The sequence below is a fragment of the Ferrovibrio sp. genome (assembly GCF_964218355.1).
Classification (GTDB): Bacteria; Pseudomonadota; Alphaproteobacteria; order Ferrovibrionales; family Ferrovibrionaceae; genus Ferrovibrio.
The window spans coordinates 1-14,624 of record NZ_CAXPMC010000004.1 but is presented as its reverse complement, the minus strand read 5'-3'; the positions used below and the strand labels follow the sequence as shown (position 1 = coordinate 14,624).

Genomic DNA, 14,624 nt, shown 5'->3' with positions numbered 1-14,624 from the left:
TCGTAAAAAAGAAAGCCTCCCCCCCATGACAGTCGAGCAGTATTTTTCTGCCACCTACGCCGAGGCACGGGAGAAATTCCGTGCCGAGGCGAAGGCGGCCGGCGCCACGCTGACCGCCTACGAGAATCCCCATGCCAGGGGGCCCGGCGGCGAGGTGCTGACCACCGATGTCGCCTGTCTCGGTCCGGCCGATGCCGACCGGGTGTATCTGACCATCTCCGGCACCCATGGTGCCGAGGGCTTCTGCGGGTCGGGCGCCCAGATCGGCCATTTCCGCGACCGCCTGTTCGAGGCGATGCCGGCCGGCTGCAGGGCGGTGATGGTGCATGCCATCAATCCCCACGGCTTTGCCTGGCTGCGCCGGGTGACCGAGGACAATGTCGACCTCAACCGCAATTTCCAGGACTTCTCGAAGCCGCTGCCCGAGAACAGGCCCTACGAGGAGGTCCATGATTTCCTGATCCCCGATCACTGGGAGGGCCAAGGCCGCGCCGCCGCGGATGCGGCGATCATGGCCTACCAGCAGAAGCATGGCGCCTTCGCCTTCCAGTCGGCGATGTCGGGCGGCCAGTATACCCGGCCCGATGGTCTGTTCTTCGGCGGGCAGAAGCCGACCTGGTCGAACGACACCTTCCGCCGCATCCTGCGGGAGCATGTGCCGGCCGGGGTGAAGAAACTCGCCAGCATCGATTTCCATACCGGCCTCGGGCCGATGGGCTATGGCGAGCCGATCTATATCGGCCCCGACGGCATGGGCAGCGAGGAGCGCTCGCGCGCCGTGTTCGGTCCGGAAGTGACCAATCCGAATTCCGGCACCTCGACCTCGGCGAAGGTGACCGGCACCCTGCCGGAAGCCTTCCGCGACCTGCCGCCGCAGGTGGAACTGATCGCCATCGCGCTCGAATACGGCACCGTGCCGATGCCGATGGTGACCGAGGCGCTGCGCGGCGACCACTGGCTGCATGCCAGGGGCGATGCGGAGTCCGAACTGGGGCGGCGGCTGAAGCGGAATATCCGCGATGCCTTCTACACGGATACGGCACCGTGGAAGGCCGCCGTCTACGGCCGCGCCGCCGATTTCGCCCTGCGCGCCTTCCGCGGGCTGGCCGGCTGAGCTGCTACAGGTCGAGGGCCAGGCGCGGCAGCCGGCGGCCGGGGATGGAGCCGGAAGGGGCCGTGCCGGCAGGGCGGGCGCCCATGCGGCGGTAGAAATCCGCGGCATCAGGGTCGGCATCGATGAGCAGGCGGCGGGCCCCCAGGCGGCCTGCCGTTTCCACCGCCCAGACCCACAGCCGCCGGCCGATACCGCTGCGCAGGCAGGCAGGCTCGATGAACAGCTTGTCGAGCACGGCGGTATCGCCGGCAACCGAGACCTGGGCGAAGCCGACGGCCTCGCCAGCCTGCTCGGCGACCACGCAGCAGGAGCCCCGCAGATCGTCCAGCGTCACCGTCAGTTCGGTGCGGCAGGCGGCGATGAAGGCGGCGTCATAGCCCCAGACGGCCTTGGACCGCAGGCAGAGTTCGGTCACTGCCGGCAGCTCATCCGCCCGTGCCGGCCGCAGCCGCAGCATCAGTCGTCGCCGCCATCGACCAGATGCCAGGCCTGGTGCGACACCGAACGGACCACGGCAGCATAGGCCTTCAGTGCCGGCGCGGGCGGCGCTGTGCCGTTGCCGGCGGCCTGGCTGCGCTTCACGATGCCCTGCGCCATCACGGCCACCCGGAACAGCGCGAAGGCGAGATAGAAATTCCAGTGCGCGATGCCGCCTTCCTCGGGAGCCGGGCGGCCGGCATGGCGGCAATAGGCGGCGACGTAATCGGCTTCGCCGGGGATGCCGCTTTCGATGAAGTCGAGTCCCTGCAGGCTGCCCATGCCGGGGATGGTGACGCGGTAGGGCATGCAGTTGATGGCAAGGTCGGCCAGCGGGTGGCCGATCAGCGCAAGATCCCAGTCGAGCACGGCAACCACCTGCGGTTCGGCCGGGTGGAAGACCAGGTTGTCGATACGGAAATTGCCGTGCATCAGCGTGGCCGTGCGTTCGGCAGGCACATGAGCCGGCAGCCAGTCGAGCAGCCGCTCCATCGGCGCGATCTCTTCGGTGCGGTTGCCGCGATACTGCTCGATCAGCGCGGCGATCTGCCGGACCAGATAATCCTGCCCGTCGCCATTGGCCGGCAGGCCGGTCTGCGCTGGCGGCAGGGCATGGATCTGCGCCAGCGCGGCCGCCATCGCGTCATAGAGGGCATGGCGCTGCTTGGGGTCCATGCCGGGCAGGTTGGGATCGCGGAAATGCCGGCCCGGCACGTGGTCCAGCAGGTAGAAAGGCGTGCCGATGACGCTGGCATCGGCACAGACCAGCCGCGGCGCGGCAACCGGCAGGGCTGCCTCGTGCAGGGCGCTGATCAGGCCGAAATCCCGCGCGGTGGACGCGGCAATGTCGAGGCCCTTTTTCGGCAGGGTGCGCTTGCGCAGCACGTAGCTGCGGCCCGGCGCATGCAGCAGGAAGGCGGGATTGGCACCGCCGCCGCGGAATTGCTGCACATTCAGCGGCAGGCGGAAATCCGGCAGATGGTCGGCAAGATACGCCGCCAGCCTGGCCTCGTCGAACCGGTGTTGCGGTTGTACGGGGGTCAGGTCGGCGGATGCTGCCATGCCTATTTGCCTCCCGTCATCCTCTCCACCAGCGCCCAGGCCTGCTCGGCGATCGGGCGGGCGCGTTTGCCCGATTCGATCGCATGCTGGCTGGCAGCGGTGCCGTCCTTCACCCGGCCCATGATCCCCTGCAGGATGCCCGCAATGCGGAACATGTTGTAGGCCATGTAGAAATCGAGATGCGGAATGCCGTCGCGGCCGGTGCGCCGGCAATAGGCGGCGATATACTCGGCCTCGGTCGGGATGCCGAGCGCGGCATAATCGACGCCGGCAATGCCGCGGAAGGTTTCCGGCGCCAGCCGCCACGACATCAGGTGATAGGTGAAATCCCCCAGCGGATGCCCCAGCGTCGACAGTTCCCAGTCGAGCACGGCGATCACCCGCGGCTCGGTCGGATGGAAGATCATGTTGTCCATCCGGTAGTCGCCATGCACGATGCTGGTCTCTTCGCCCGGCGGGATATGCGCCGGCAGCCACTCGATCAGCCTGTCCATGGCCGGAATCTCTTCCGTCTCGGAGGCCTTGTACTGCTTGCTCCAGCGCGCGATCTGGCGGGCGAAATAGTCGCCCGGCTTGCCATAGTCGCCCAAACCGATGGCGCTGTAGTCGACCTTGTGCAGGGCAGAGATGGTCCTGTTCATGGCATCGAAGATGCCGGCGCGCTCGTCGCGACTCAGGTCCGGCAGGCGCTGGTCCCAGTAGATGCGACCCTCGACGCAGTCCATCACATAGAAGGCCGTGCCGATCACGCTGTCGTCTTCGCACAGGCCGTAGGTGCGGGCCACCGGCACGTCGGTTTTGCCCAGCGCGGTGATCACCCGGTATTCGCGGTCGACGGCATGGGCCGAGGGCAGCAGCTTGCCCGGCGGCTTGCGGCGCAGCACATATTTCTTCGCCGGGGTGGCCAGCATGAAGGTCGGGTTGGACTGGCCGCCCCTGAACTGCAGGATGGTCAGCGGCCCCTTGTAGTCGGGCACATTCTCTTTCAGCCAGCGCTCCAGCGCGGCTTCGTCAAACCTGTGGCGCTCCTGCACCGGCATGGTGCCGGCGAAGCGATCCTGATCGCTCATACTTCGGTTTCCTCGTGTCGTTGGAGCGCCGGACCGGGCACTCCCGGACACGATAGCCAAGCGATGGCGGGCGGCGCAACCGCCCGCTTGCGGACCGTCCGGATGCGGCTGGAATCGCCCGGAGAAATCCGGCTCAGCCTTCGCGCGCGATGGCGCGCCAGGCGATGTCGCGGCGGCAGAAGCCTTCCGGCCAGTCGATTTTGTCCACAGCGGCATAGGCCCGTGCCTGGGCCTCGCGGGTGGTGGCGCCAAGGCCGCAGATGCCCAGCACCCGGCCGCCATTGGCAAGGATGGTGTCATCCGGCCCGGCTCTGGTGCCGGCATGGAAGATCACCACATCTGGCAGAGACGCAGCGGCATCAAGGCCTTTGATCATGGTGCCCTTGCGGGGTTCGCCCGGATAGCCTTCGCCGGCCATCACGATGCACACGGCATGCTCGTCGCGCCAGCGCAGGTCGAAATCCTTCAGCACGCCGTCGCGCGATGCCATCAGGGCCGGCAGCAGGTCGGATTTCAGCCGCAGCATCAGGGTCTGGCATTCCGGGTCGCCAAAGCGGGTATTGTATTCCAGCAGCTTCGGCCCGGTGGCGGTCAGCATCAGGCCGGCGAACAGCACGCCCCTGAACGGGCAACCCTCGGCCTTCATCGCCGCCACGGTCGGCTGCACGATGCGCTCCATCACGAAGCGCTCCAGCTCCGGCGTCAGCACCGGGGCTGGCGAATAGGCGCCCATGCCGCCGGTATTGGGTCCGGTATCGCCGTCGCCGACCCGCTTGTGATCCTGCGCCGATGCCAGCGGCAGCGCGGTTTCGCCATCGACCAGCGCGAAGAAACTGACTTCTTCGCCATCGAGGAATTCCTCGATCACGACCTCGGCGCCGGGCACGGTGAACAGCGCGGCATTGGCCGCCAGCGCCTCGTCCAGGGTCATCGCCACGGTCACGCCCTTGCCGGCGGCGAGGCCATCGGCCTTCACCACGATCGGTGCGCCCTGCTTGCGGATGAAAGCCGCGGCCTCGGCCGCATCGGAAAAGCGGCCATAGGCAGCGGTCGGGATACCGTATTTGGCGCAGAGGTCTTTCATGAAGCCCTTCGAGCCCTCCAGCCGTGCGGCAGCTTTCGTCGGGCCGAAGCAGGCAAAGCCGGCGGCTTCGAGATGATCCACCAAGCCGGCCACCAGCGGGGCTTCCGGTCCGACCACCACGAAGTCGATATGCTCGTCGCGGCAGAGCTGCAGCACGGCATCGCGGTCGAGCGGATCGACGGCAACCAGTTTCGCCACCTGGCCGATGCCGGGATTGCCCGGGGCGCAGACCAGCTTGTTGACCAGCGGCGAGGCGGCGAGGCTCCAGCACAGGGCGTGCTCGCGCCCGCCCGATCCGATGACGAGAACATTCATGTCCGGCTTCCCGTAAAAGAGGGGTCTGGCGGCCCGGAGGCCTAGAGCGGCGGGGGCAATCTTTGTATCATGCGGGCGCGGCATGCAAGGTTCGCAGGATGAGTGATTCAGCCCAGGCCCAGACGGCCAGCAACGTCCCGGAATACAGCGTTACCGAGCTCTCGCTGCGCCTGAAACGCAGCATCGAGGAGACCTTCGGCTGGGTACGGGTGCGCGGCGAGATTTCCGGCTTCAAGCGGGCCGCCTCCGGCCATCTGTATTTTTCCCTCAAGGATGCCGATTCGGTGCTGGACGGGGTCTGCTGGAAGGGCAGCGCCGCCCGGCTCGGCATCCGGCCGGAAGACGGCATGGAGGTGATCTGCTCGGGCAAGCTGACCAGCTATCCGGGCCGCTCGAAATACCAGATGGTGGTCGAGCGGATGGAGCTGGCGGGGCTCGGCGCCCTGATGGCCCTGCTGGAACAGCGCAGGCAGAAACTTGCCGCAGAGGGCCTGTTCGCCCAGGAACGCAAGAAGCCGCTGCCCTACCTGCCGCGGGTGATCGGCGTGGTGACCTCGCCGACCGGCGCGGTGATCCGCGACATCCTGCACCGCCTGGAAGACCGCTTCCCGACCCATGTGATCGTCTGGCCGGTGCTGGTGCAGGGCGAGGGCGCCGCCGAGCAGGTGGCCCGCGCGATCCGCGGCTTCAACACGCTGGCCGGGGACGGGCCGGTTCCGCGTCCCGACCTGCTGATCGTTGCGCGCGGCGGCGGCAGTCTCGAAGACCTGATGGCCTTCAACGAAGAGGCCGTGGTGCGGGCTGCCGCCGAATCCGCCATTCCGCTGATCTCAGCGGTGGGCCACGAGACCGATACCACGCTGATCGATTTCGCCTCCGACCGCCGGGCTCCGACACCGACGGCGGCGGCCGAGATGGCGGTACCGGTGCGGCTGGACCTGATCGGCGATGTCGGCAGCCTCGACGACCGCCTGCGCCGCGCCATGCTGCGGCTGGCGCGCGAAAAGCGCCATAACCTCGATGCACTGGCCCGTGGCCTGCGTGGCCCGCGCGAACAGCTGGAGATGGCGCGCCAGCGTTTCGACGATCTGTCCGAACGGCTGAAGGCCGGCCTGAAAGTCGGCCTGCAGGTGCAGCGCGGCCGGCTCGACACCCAGATCGCCAAGCTGCGGCCGACCCTGCTGAAGCGCGAGGTGGCCGATTATCGCCGTCGCCTGGCCGAGGCCGATGCGCGGCTGCTGCGCGCGCTGCGCCAGCGTCAGGCCGATGCGGCGCAGCGCCTGGCGCAGCCGGCCAAGCTGCTGGAGAGTCTGTCTTACCGCAACGTGCTGGCACGCGGCTTTGCCGTTGTCTATGGCGCCGACGGCCGGGCATTGAAACAGGTGACCGGCCTGCAGCCGGGCGATGCCATCAGCATCGAGATGCAGGATGGCCGCCGCGCGGCCCGCATCGATGGCGATGGGGATGCCCCGGCGCCGGTCAAATCGCCGCGGCGTGCGGCGCCCGCCGCCGTCCCGCGCAAGCCGGTCAAGCAGGGGGAACTGTTCTGATGCAGACGCCGCCGCTGTCCCGCGATATCGAAGCCAGGCTGCGCTATCGCGATGCCGCCTTCGATATCGTGTTCCCGGGCTCCTATGTCGTCTGCGCCGTGACCGGGGTGCAGATACGGCTCGACCGCCTGCGCTACTGGAGCGTCGAGCGGCAGGAGGCCTATGCCGATGCCGTGGCCGCCCTGCGCGGCATCTACGGCGATCCGGGCGCCGGCTCATGAAGCACCTTTTCGCCGCTCTCGTCGCTTTGCTGGGCATCGCGCCGGCGCTGGCGAACGAGCCGCCGGCCGGCATGTCCTGGCGCGGCGATTTCATCCAGGGCGGCATGATCACCGGCAGTGTGGTGCCGGGCACGGTGCTGCGGCTGGGCGACCGCCCGGTGCCGGTGGGGCCGAATGGCGAGTATGTCTTCGGTTTCGGCCGCGACGAGGCGGCCGACATGCCGCTGCAGGTGCGCCAGCCGGATGGCCAACAGGTTCTGGTGCGGCTGCAGATCGCCCGCCGCGATTACGATATCCAGCGCATCGACGGACTGCCACCGGCGCAGGTGACGCCGCCGGCCGCGGTGCTGGAGCGCATCCGCCGCGAAAACGAGAAGATCGCGGAGGTGCGCCGGCAGAACAGCCCGCGCACCGATTTCCTGCAGGGCTGGATCTGGCCGGCGGACGGCCCGGTCAGTGGCGTCTATGGCAGCCAGCGCATCCTGAACGGCGAACCGCGTCAGCCGCATTTCGGCGTCGACATCGCCGCGCCGGCCGGCAGTCCGGTGGTGGCGTCTGCCGCGGGTATCGTCGTGATGGCCGAGAAGGACCTGTACTATACCGGCGGCACCGTCATTCTGGATCACGGCATGGGCATCACGGCGGCCTATTCCCATCTGCGGGAGGTCGGTGTGACAGTGGGCCAGCAGGTGAAGCAGGGCGAAGCAATCGGCACGGTGGGCGCCACCGGCCGTGCCACCGGCCCGCATCTCGACTGGCGGGTCAACTGGTTCGATGTGCGGCTTGATCCGCTGCTGCTGCTGCCGGCCCGCAAACCCTGAGCGGGGATTCCGGCAGTTCTCAGTCCTTCGGCCAGCGCCTGTGCACCCAGAACCAGTGATCGGGCCGGTCGCGGATCCAGTCTTCCAGCTTGCGGTTGATCTGCAGCAATGCCGCGTAGACGTCGGCCTCGCGGTCGCCCGTCGATGTGAAGGTCAGCGGCGGCTCGACGGTGACCCGGAAGCGCGTGCCGCCAAGGCGCTCGGCGCGGGCGGGAAAAACCGGGCAGCCGAAGCGCAAAGCGAATTCGGCAATGGCCGGCGCCGTCATGGCGTCGCGGCCGAAAAACGGCACGGCGACACCGTTATTGAGCTTCTGGTCGACCATCAGGCCCAGGGATTCGTTGCGCTTCAGGGCCCGGATCAGTTCGCGGGCGGCTTCGGCACCCTTCGGGAAATGCCGGCCGCCGACCGGCTCGCGCAGGCGCTGCAGAAGATTCTCGGTCAGCGGGTTGTTGGCGGCACGGTAGACCTGCACCAGCGCCAGGCCATGCCAGGAGGCGGCCAGGCCCGGCAGTTCCCAGTTGCCGTAATGGGCCGAGAAGAAGATCGCCGGCCGGCCGTTCTCGTGGATACCGGCCAGATGCTCGATGCCGACCACCTCGATCCTGCCCGGCGCATCGGCCGGGCCCTGCTGCATATGGCCGAGATGCGGATACTCGGCCAGCACGCGGCCGAGATTGTCCCACATGCCGTCGAGGATGCGCGCGCGGGTGGGCGCGTCCAGTTCCGGCATCGCCCGGGCCAGGTTGCGCGCGGCAAGCCGGTGCACGCTGAAAAGCGGGCCGAGCCGGCGTGCCAGCCAGCCGCCCAGCGCCGATGCGCGTTCCAGCGGCAGCCGGCGGAACAGCCATACGGCGAAATGCGCGCCGCAGGCGGCAAGATATTCATGCGGCCGGACGCGGTCAGGCACGGGGCAGCCTTTCCTGCAGAAAGCGGCCGACGGCGTCGGGATCGTCGAAGCGCAGGCTGACACGAAGGGCTTCCGCCATCGGCCGGGCCTCGACGGGCAGGCGCACATGGTCCTTGGCCGTGGTCACCGGCACGGCATCGGCCTGCTGTGCCGTTTCGGCCAGCCGCATGATCGTGTCGGGGCTGTAGGGGGCGTGGTCGGGAAAGCTCTCGCGGCCGACCACGACCGCACCGGCCTGCTCCAGCGTGGCGAAGAATTTCTCCGGCCGGCCGATGCCGGCGAAGGCCAGCACCCTGCGGCCGCGCAGGCGGGCGGCATCGGCGGGATCGGCAACCAGGCGGGCGCCGAAAACCGGGCGGCCGCCCATATCCGGCAGCGGCGCCATGACAGGGCCGACAAGAATGACGGCATCGGCGCGGGCCAGCCCCGCGGCCAGCGGCTCGCGCAGCGGGCCGGCTGGCAGCAGCCGCCCGTTGCCGAAGCCGTAGCCGCCATCGACCACCAGCAGCGAGAGATCCCGCGCCAGTGCCCAGGTCTGGTGGGCGTCATCCGCGATCACGCAGCCGGCGCCGGCGGCCTTCGCGGCGCGGGCGCCGGCCGGCCGGTCGCGCGCCACCCAGGCGGGCGCGGCGGCAGCCAGCAGCAGGGCCTCGTCGCCGACCTGCGCGGCATCGTGGTGCGCCGGATCGACCCGCAGCGGCCCGGCCACACGGCCGCCATAACCGCGGGTCAGGAAATGCGGCTGCCGGCCCTGCTGCGCCAGCAGGGGGGCGAGCGCGAGGGCGGCAGGGGTCTTGCCGGCGCCGCCGGCCACCAGGTTGCCGACCGATATGACCGGCAATGCGGCTGCCTGTGTCGTGGTGAAGGCCCGCTTCAGCCGGTTGCCAAGACCGTAGAGTGCGGCGGCCGGGGCCAGCAGGGCGGGCCAGGGCGACGGGCTGCCGGCGGCCCAGAAGGCGGGGGCGCTAGGCATCGGCCTGTCGCTCATCAGCCTGTCGCTCGGCCGGTTCGACCGGCATCTGGCCGCACAGGCGGTCGGCCTCGGCGGTCAGGCGGTTCAGGGCATCCTCGACGCGCTGTGCCGCCTGCTCGATGCTTTCCTCTGCGTCGCTGACATCGATGGGGGCGCCCCAGATGAAGACGCCGCGATTGAACGGCCAGGGGATGATGAAGCGGTCCCAGGAGCGGGCGACCCGCCGCCGCGCCACGGCATAGGCGGCGGGCAGGATTGGCACCCGGGCGAGCCGGGCGGCGGCGACGATGCCGATCCCGGCCCGCATGCGCGGGCCGCGCGGGCCATCCGGGGTGATGGTGACATATTCGCCCTGCCGCAGCCGCTGCACGATGGCGCGCAGGGCGGCGCCGCCACCCTTGTCGCGGCCGTTCTTGGCGGCCGAGCCGCGGATGGTGCCGATGTCGAAGGCACTCATGGCGCGGGCGATCAGCTCGCCGTCGCGATGCTGGGAAATCAGCACCGATACGGGCCGCCGCCCGGTCCAGGCCGTGGGCATCATCAGCAGCCGGCCATGCCAGAAGGCGGTGATGAACGGCCTGCCATCCTGCCAGAACGGCGCCGGATGTTCGCTGCCCAGCAGCTGCCAGCGCGAGGAGAAGCGGACGAGGCGCACATAGAGGGCGACGGCATCGGCCCCGATGCGGACGGCCAGCCGGCTGTGCAGAAACCGCTTGAGCAGGGCGCGCATCGACCGGTCAGGAAACCGCGGCCTCGGCCGCGAACTGGGTGGCATAGAGCCGGGCATAGGCGCCGTCGCGCGCCAGCAGCTCCGGATGCGTGCCCTGTTCCACCAGCCGGCCCTGGTCGAGCACGAAGATCACATCGGCATCGATCACCGTGCTCAGGCGGTGGGCGATCACCAGCGTGGTGCGGCCGCGCATCAGCTCGGTCAGCGCCGCCTGGATCAGGCGCTCGGATTCGCTGTCCAGCGCGCTGGTGGCCTCGTCCAGCAGCAGGATCGGCGCATCGCGCAGCATGGCGCGGGCGATGGCGATGCGCTGCCGCTGGCCGCCCGACAGCTTGACGCCGTTTTCGCCGACAAGCGTGTCGTAGCCCTGTGGCAGGCCCATGATGAAGTCATGCGCGGCGGCATGGCGGGCCGCCGCCTCGACCTCTGCCTGGCTGGCCTCGGGCCGGCCATAGGCGATGTTGGCGCGCACGGTGTCGTCGAACAGGGTCAGTTCCTGGCTGACCAGCGCAATCGAGCGGCGTAGCGAGGCAAGGCTGACATCGCGCACATCCTGGCCATCGATGGTGACGCGGCCTTCCATGACATCGTAGAAGCGCGGGATCAGGTTCAGCACGGTCGACTTGCCGGCGCCGGAGGCACCGACCAAGGCCGCCTTGCGGCCCGATGGCACCGCCAGAGTCACGCCATCGAGCGCCGACTTCTCGTCGGTGTAGCGGAAGCGCACCTGTTCGAGCCGGATCTCGCCGCCGGCCACGGCCAGGGCGGGCGCATCCTTCGCCTCGCGGATTTTCGGTTCGATATCCAGCAGGGCGAAGATGCGTTCGGCCGCGGCCAGTCCTTCCTGCAGGGCGGTGTTCAGGTTGGCCAGCGACTTCAGCGGCTGGTAGGCGGACAGGGCGGCATAGATGAAGGCCATCAGGGTGCCCAGCGTCAGGGTGTCGCTGACGCCGCCAATATAGATGATGATGGCCACGGCGATCCCGCCCAGCGCCTCGGTGGCCGGGCTGGCGGCCGCGCGGGCGCGCACCACCTTCATCACATGGTTCAGCCGCGTCTCCACCGAGACACGGGCGCGTTCGATCTCGCGCTGTTCCATGCCATAGGCCTTGACCATGCGGGCGCCGTCGAAGGTTTCGCTCAGGATGGTGGTCAGCTTGCCGGTTTCCTGCTGGCTGCGCGCCGAACCCTTGCGCACCTTCTTGCCCAGCCGGCGGGTGGTCAGGCCGACGAAGGGGAAAATCACGCAGACGATCAGCGCGAACTGCCAGTGCATCGCGAACATCACGCCGGTCAGGAAGATCAGGCTGAAACTGTCCTTGACCATCCCGGTCAGCGCCTTGCTGACCGCCTCGCGCAGCAGCGTGGCATCGTAGAGGAAGCTGGCGATCAGCCGGCCCGAATGGGAATCATGCAGCCAGGCGAGATCGGAGCGGATCAGATGGGCATACATGCGGATCTGGGTATCGGCGATGATGCGCTCGCCGAAACGCGTCATCAGCGTGCCCTCGAAATAGGAGGCAATCGCCTTGATCACCACGACGGTGACGACCATCAGCGGCACGGCCAGGGTCCAGTAGGGGTCGCGGTCGGTGAAGACGCGGTCGATGGCCGGCTTCAGCAGCCAGGCGGTGGCCGCCGTCATTGCGGCAACGACGGCCATGCTGACCAGCGCCAGCGCCAGCGATCCGACATGGGGCCGGACCTGCTCGGCCAGCAGGCGGCGGATCAGGGCGGCAGATCCGGCCGGCGCGTCTCGGTCCGGGCTGGCGTCGGAAGTATCGGTCACGGGAAATCCGGTCCAATCAATCGGTTATCGAAGGGCTGCTATACCATGGGGCTGCCGGACCGGCCAACAGAAGCCCGTCACAAAATGTGCAGTCCCGCCCCCGGGGAACAGGGGCGGCAGTGCCGGAAATCTGCGAAAGACGGGATTTGGCTGCGATCAGAGCCGCTTGCGGGCCGCTTCGGCGATGCCCTCGGGCGTGATGCCGAAATGGCGGTAGAGCTGGTCGTAGGGGCCGGAGGCACCGAAGCCCGTCATGCCGACGAAACCACCGCGGGTGCCGAGATAGCGGTCCCAGCCCTGGCGCATGCCGGCCTCGACGGCGATGCGCACGGTATCCGGGCCCAGCACCTCTTCCTGCTCGGCCTCGGGCCGCTCGTTGAACAGCTCGAAGCTCGGCATGGAGACGAGGCGGGTCGCGATGCCGTCCTTCTGCAGCAGGTCGCGCGCCGCGGCGGCGATGCTGACTTCGGAACCGGTGGCCAGCAGGGTGACCTTCGCCTTGCCACCTTCGGCGGCCAGCAGCTCGTAGCCACCCTTCGCCACCAGATTCTCCGCACTGTCGGTGATGCGCAGGGCCGGCAGATCCTGGCGGGTCAGCGCCAGCACGCTGGGGCGATGCTTCTGCTGCAGGGCAACCTGCCAGGCCTCGGCGGTCTCGACCGCATCGGCCGGGCGCAGCACAAGGAGGTTCGGGATGGCGCGCAGGGCGGCCAGATGCTCGACCGGCTGATGCGTCGGGCCATCCTCGCCGAGACCGATCGAATCATGGGTCATCACATAGATGACGCGCTGCTCCATCAGGGCCGAGAGGCGGATCGACGGGCGGCAATAGTCGGTGAAGACGAGGAAAGTGCCGCCATAGGGGATCAGGCCGCCATGCAGCGCGATGCCGTTCATCGCCGCCGCCATGCCATGCTCGCGCACGCCGTAATACATGTAGCGGCCGCCGAAGTCGCCGGGCTTCACCGGTGCGAGGCCGGCGGTCTTGGTGTTGTTGGAGCCGGTCAGGTCGGCCGAGCCACCGATGGTTTCCGGCACCACCGGATTGATCGCTTCCAGCGCCATCTGCGATGACTTGCGGGTGGCCCATTTCGGCCTGTCGGCCACCAGTTTGGCCTTGTATTCGGCCATCGTCTTCTCAAAAGCCGCCGGCAGGTCGCCGCTGATGCGGCGGGTCCAGTCTGCGCGCTGCTCCGCCGACAGCCCGTCCAGCACGCCCTGCCAGGCCTTCGACTTCGCCGCACCGGCGGTGCCGGTCTCGCGCCAGGCCTTCAGCACGGCGTCGGGAATCTCGAAGGGGGCATGCGGCCAGCCCAGCTTCTCGCGGGTGCCCTTGATTTCCTCGGCGCCCAGCGGCGAGCCATGGGTGGCGGCGGTGCCGGCCTTGGTCGGCGCGCCATAGCCGATCACGGTGCGGCAGGCGATCAGGCTCGGCCGGTCGCTATTCTGCGCCGCGGCGATGGCGGCAGCCACGGCTTCCGGATCATGGCCGTCGACGCGGGTGACGGCCCAGTTGCTGGCCCTGAAACGCGCCAGCTGGTCGTCCGACACCGACAGGCTGGTCGGCCCGTCGATCGAAATCTCGTTGTCGTCGAACAGCACGATCAGCTTGCCGAGCCTGAGGTGGCCGGCCAGCGAGATCGCCTCGTGGCTGATGCCTTCCATCAGGCAGCCGTCGCCGGCAATGACATAGGTGTAGTGGCTGACCAGCGCATCGCCGAACTGCGCGGCCAGCATGCGCTCCGCCAGCGCCATGCCGACGGCGGTGGCGATGCCCTGGCCGAGCGGGCCGGTGGTGGTCTCGATGCCGCCGGCATGGCCGAATTCCGGATGGCCGGCCGTGCGGCTGCCGATCTGGCGGAAATTCTTCAGCTCGTCCAGCGTCATGTCCGGATAGCCGGTCAGATACAGCAGGGCGTAGAGCAGCATCGAGCCATGGCCGGCCGACAGCACGAAGCGGTCGCGGTCGGGCCAGGCGGCATTCTGCGGATCGAATTTCAGGAAGCGGCTGAACAGCACCGTGGCAACATCCGCCATGCCCATCGGCATGCCGGGATGGCCGGAATTCGCCTTCTGGACGGCATCCATGGCCAGCGCCCGGATGGCATTGGCCATGTCGGCGTGGCTGGCGGCTGCCTTGTGGGTGGGGACGGCGGTGGAAACGGCCTGCTGCATGTGTCGGGAATCCCGCTCCGGAGTCGAAAGCGGCGCGACCATGCCGGGCAAACCGGGCCCCGTCAACCCATGCTGCGGGGCCGCGGAAAGCCTTTGAAGCGGCTCAGAATTCCTGCCAGTCGCTGTCGTCTGCGGCGGCGGCCGGTGCGGGGGCTGGGCTGGGCTGGGGCCTGGGCTGGGCCGGTGTGGGCTTGGCCGGTGCGGGTTTGGCCGGTGCGGGTTTGGCCGGTGCGGGCTGGGCCGGTGTGGGTTTGGCCGGTGCGGCCTGGGCGGGTCTGGCTGCGGCCTGTGCCTGTGCGCCGCCGCCGGCGGCACGCCCGTCCAGCTTGAAGA

14 protein-coding genes are annotated in these 14,624 nt (G+C 68.8%); 4 read left to right on the top strand and 10 right to left on the bottom strand.

Annotated elements, in window-relative coordinates:
- Nucleotides 1-25 precede the first annotated feature (25 nt).
- Nucleotides 26-1,114, top strand: coding sequence for a M14 family metallopeptidase (locus ACEQZY_RS01310; RefSeq protein WP_370151754.1), 1,089 nt, complete (start codon nt 26-28; stop codon nt 1,112-1,114).
- A 4-nt stretch (nt 1,115-1,118) separates the two neighbouring features.
- On the opposite strand, the gene ACEQZY_RS01305 is transcribed toward ACEQZY_RS01310, so the two are convergent.
- From ACEQZY_RS01305 to purD, 4 genes are all read right to left on the bottom strand, one after another.
- Nucleotides 1,119-1,571 (bottom strand): GNAT family N-acetyltransferase, encoded by a 453-nt coding sequence (locus ACEQZY_RS01305; RefSeq protein WP_370151752.1) that lies wholly within the window; start codon nt 1,569-1,571, stop codon nt 1,119-1,121.
- Complete coding sequence (locus ACEQZY_RS01300) at nt 1,571-2,653, bottom strand: phosphotransferase (protein WP_341704014.1); 1,083 nt, start codon at nt 2,651-2,653, stop codon at nt 1,571-1,573. Before ACEQZY_RS01300 ends, ACEQZY_RS01305 begins: the two co-directional genes overlap by 1 nt.
- 2 nt (nt 2,654-2,655) lie before the next feature.
- Complete coding sequence (locus tag ACEQZY_RS01295; protein WP_341704015.1) at nt 2,656-3,723, bottom strand: phosphotransferase; 1,068 nt, start codon at nt 3,721-3,723, stop codon at nt 2,656-2,658.
- Nucleotides 3,724-3,856: 133 nt separating this feature from the next.
- Nucleotides 3,857-5,122: a phosphoribosylamine--glycine ligase gene (purD, locus tag ACEQZY_RS01290; RefSeq protein ID WP_370151749.1), complete on the bottom strand. Its 1,266-nt coding sequence runs from the start codon at nt 5,120-5,122 to the stop codon at nt 3,857-3,859.
- A 98-nt stretch (nt 5,123-5,220) separates the two neighbouring features.
- Between purD and xseA the strand changes: the two genes are divergently transcribed.
- Genes xseA through ACEQZY_RS01275 form a run of 3 tightly spaced genes read left to right on the top strand, consistent with a single transcriptional unit; the run spans nt 5,221 to nt 7,714 of the window.
- Nucleotides 5,221-6,672 (top strand): exodeoxyribonuclease VII large subunit, encoded by a 1,452-nt coding sequence (gene xseA / locus ACEQZY_RS01285; RefSeq protein WP_370151747.1) that lies wholly within the window; start codon nt 5,221-5,223, stop codon nt 6,670-6,672.
- On the top strand, nt 6,672-6,893 hold the full coding sequence (locus ACEQZY_RS01280) for a DUF2093 domain-containing protein (RefSeq protein WP_341704018.1): 222 nt from the start codon (nt 6,672-6,674) through the stop codon (nt 6,891-6,893). The genes xseA and ACEQZY_RS01280 overlap by 1 nt, the downstream gene beginning before the upstream one ends.
- Nucleotides 6,890-7,714 carry a M23 family metallopeptidase gene (locus ACEQZY_RS01275; protein WP_341704019.1) on the top strand — a complete coding sequence of 275 codons (825 nt, stop codon included), beginning with the start codon at nt 6,890-6,892 and terminating at the stop codon, nt 7,712-7,714. Before ACEQZY_RS01280 ends, ACEQZY_RS01275 begins: the two co-directional genes overlap by 4 nt.
- Nucleotides 7,715-7,733: 19 nt before the next feature.
- Here the strand turns inward: ACEQZY_RS01275 and ACEQZY_RS01270 are convergent, their stop codons facing one another.
- The 6 genes from ACEQZY_RS01270 to ACEQZY_RS01245 form a co-directional block, all read right to left on the bottom strand.
- Entirely contained in the window at nt 7,734-8,624 is an 891-nt protein-coding gene (locus ACEQZY_RS01270) for a lysophospholipid acyltransferase family protein (protein WP_370151744.1), read from the bottom strand.
- Nucleotides 8,617-9,597, bottom strand: a complete 981-nt coding sequence (lpxK, locus tag ACEQZY_RS01265; protein WP_370151742.1) for a tetraacyldisaccharide 4'-kinase — start codon at nt 9,595-9,597, stop codon at nt 8,617-8,619. Before lpxK ends, ACEQZY_RS01270 begins: the two co-directional genes overlap by 8 nt.
- Nucleotides 9,590-10,327 carry a lysophospholipid acyltransferase family protein gene (locus ACEQZY_RS01260; protein WP_341705346.1) on the bottom strand — a complete coding sequence of 246 codons (738 nt, stop codon included), beginning with the start codon at nt 10,325-10,327 and terminating at the stop codon, nt 9,590-9,592. Before ACEQZY_RS01260 ends, lpxK begins: the two co-directional genes overlap by 8 nt.
- Before the next feature lie 7 nt (nt 10,328-10,334).
- The gene (locus tag ACEQZY_RS01255) at nt 10,335-12,116 is read right to left on the bottom strand and encodes an ABC transporter ATP-binding protein (RefSeq protein ID WP_370151740.1); all 1,782 of its coding nucleotides are present in this window, start codon (nt 12,114-12,116) and stop codon (nt 10,335-10,337) included.
- Nucleotides 12,117-12,272: 156 nt separating this feature from the next.
- Complete coding sequence (gene tkt / locus ACEQZY_RS01250) at nt 12,273-14,291, bottom strand: transketolase (RefSeq protein ID WP_370151738.1); 2,019 nt, start codon at nt 14,289-14,291, stop codon at nt 12,273-12,275.
- Between the two features lie 103 nt (nt 14,292-14,394).
- The coding region (locus ACEQZY_RS01245) for a hypothetical protein (protein ID WP_370151736.1) at nt 14,395-14,624 on the bottom strand (230 nt) is incomplete at its 5' end.

What these genes read in the sequence shown, in the direction of transcription:
- purD (WP_370151749.1), bottom strand. Translation starts at nt 5,122, where the DNA reads ATGAATGTTCTCGTCATCGGATCGGGCGGGCGCGAGCACGCCCTGTGC.
- tkt (WP_370151738.1), bottom strand. Translation starts at nt 14,291, where the DNA reads ATGCAGCAGGCCGTTTCCACCGCCGTCCCCACCCACAAGGCAGCCGCC.
- ACEQZY_RS01310 (WP_370151754.1), top strand. Translation starts at nt 26, where the DNA reads ATGACAGTCGAGCAGTATTTTTCTGCCACCTACGCCGAGGCACGGGAG.
- ACEQZY_RS01295 (WP_341704015.1), bottom strand. Translation starts at nt 3,723, where the DNA reads ATGAGCGATCAGGATCGCTTCGCCGGCACCATGCCGGTGCAGGAGCGC.
- ACEQZY_RS01300 (WP_341704014.1), bottom strand. Translation starts at nt 2,653, where the DNA reads ATGGCAGCATCCGCCGACCTGACCCCCGTACAACCGCAACACCGGTTC.
- xseA (WP_370151747.1), top strand. Translation starts at nt 5,221, where the DNA reads ATGAGTGATTCAGCCCAGGCCCAGACGGCCAGCAACGTCCCGGAATAC.
- ACEQZY_RS01260 (WP_341705346.1), bottom strand. Translation starts at nt 10,327, where the DNA reads ATGCGCGCCCTGCTCAAGCGGTTTCTGCACAGCCGGCTGGCCGTCCGC.
- ACEQZY_RS01305 (WP_370151752.1), bottom strand. Translation starts at nt 1,571, where the DNA reads ATGCTGCGGCTGCGGCCGGCACGGGCGGATGAGCTGCCGGCAGTGACC.
- lpxK (WP_370151742.1), bottom strand. Translation starts at nt 9,597, where the DNA reads ATGCCTAGCGCCCCCGCCTTCTGGGCCGCCGGCAGCCCGTCGCCCTGG.
- ACEQZY_RS01280 (WP_341704018.1), top strand. Translation starts at nt 6,672, where the DNA reads ATGCAGACGCCGCCGCTGTCCCGCGATATCGAAGCCAGGCTGCGCTAT.
- ACEQZY_RS01275 (WP_341704019.1), top strand. Translation starts at nt 6,890, where the DNA reads ATGAAGCACCTTTTCGCCGCTCTCGTCGCTTTGCTGGGCATCGCGCCG.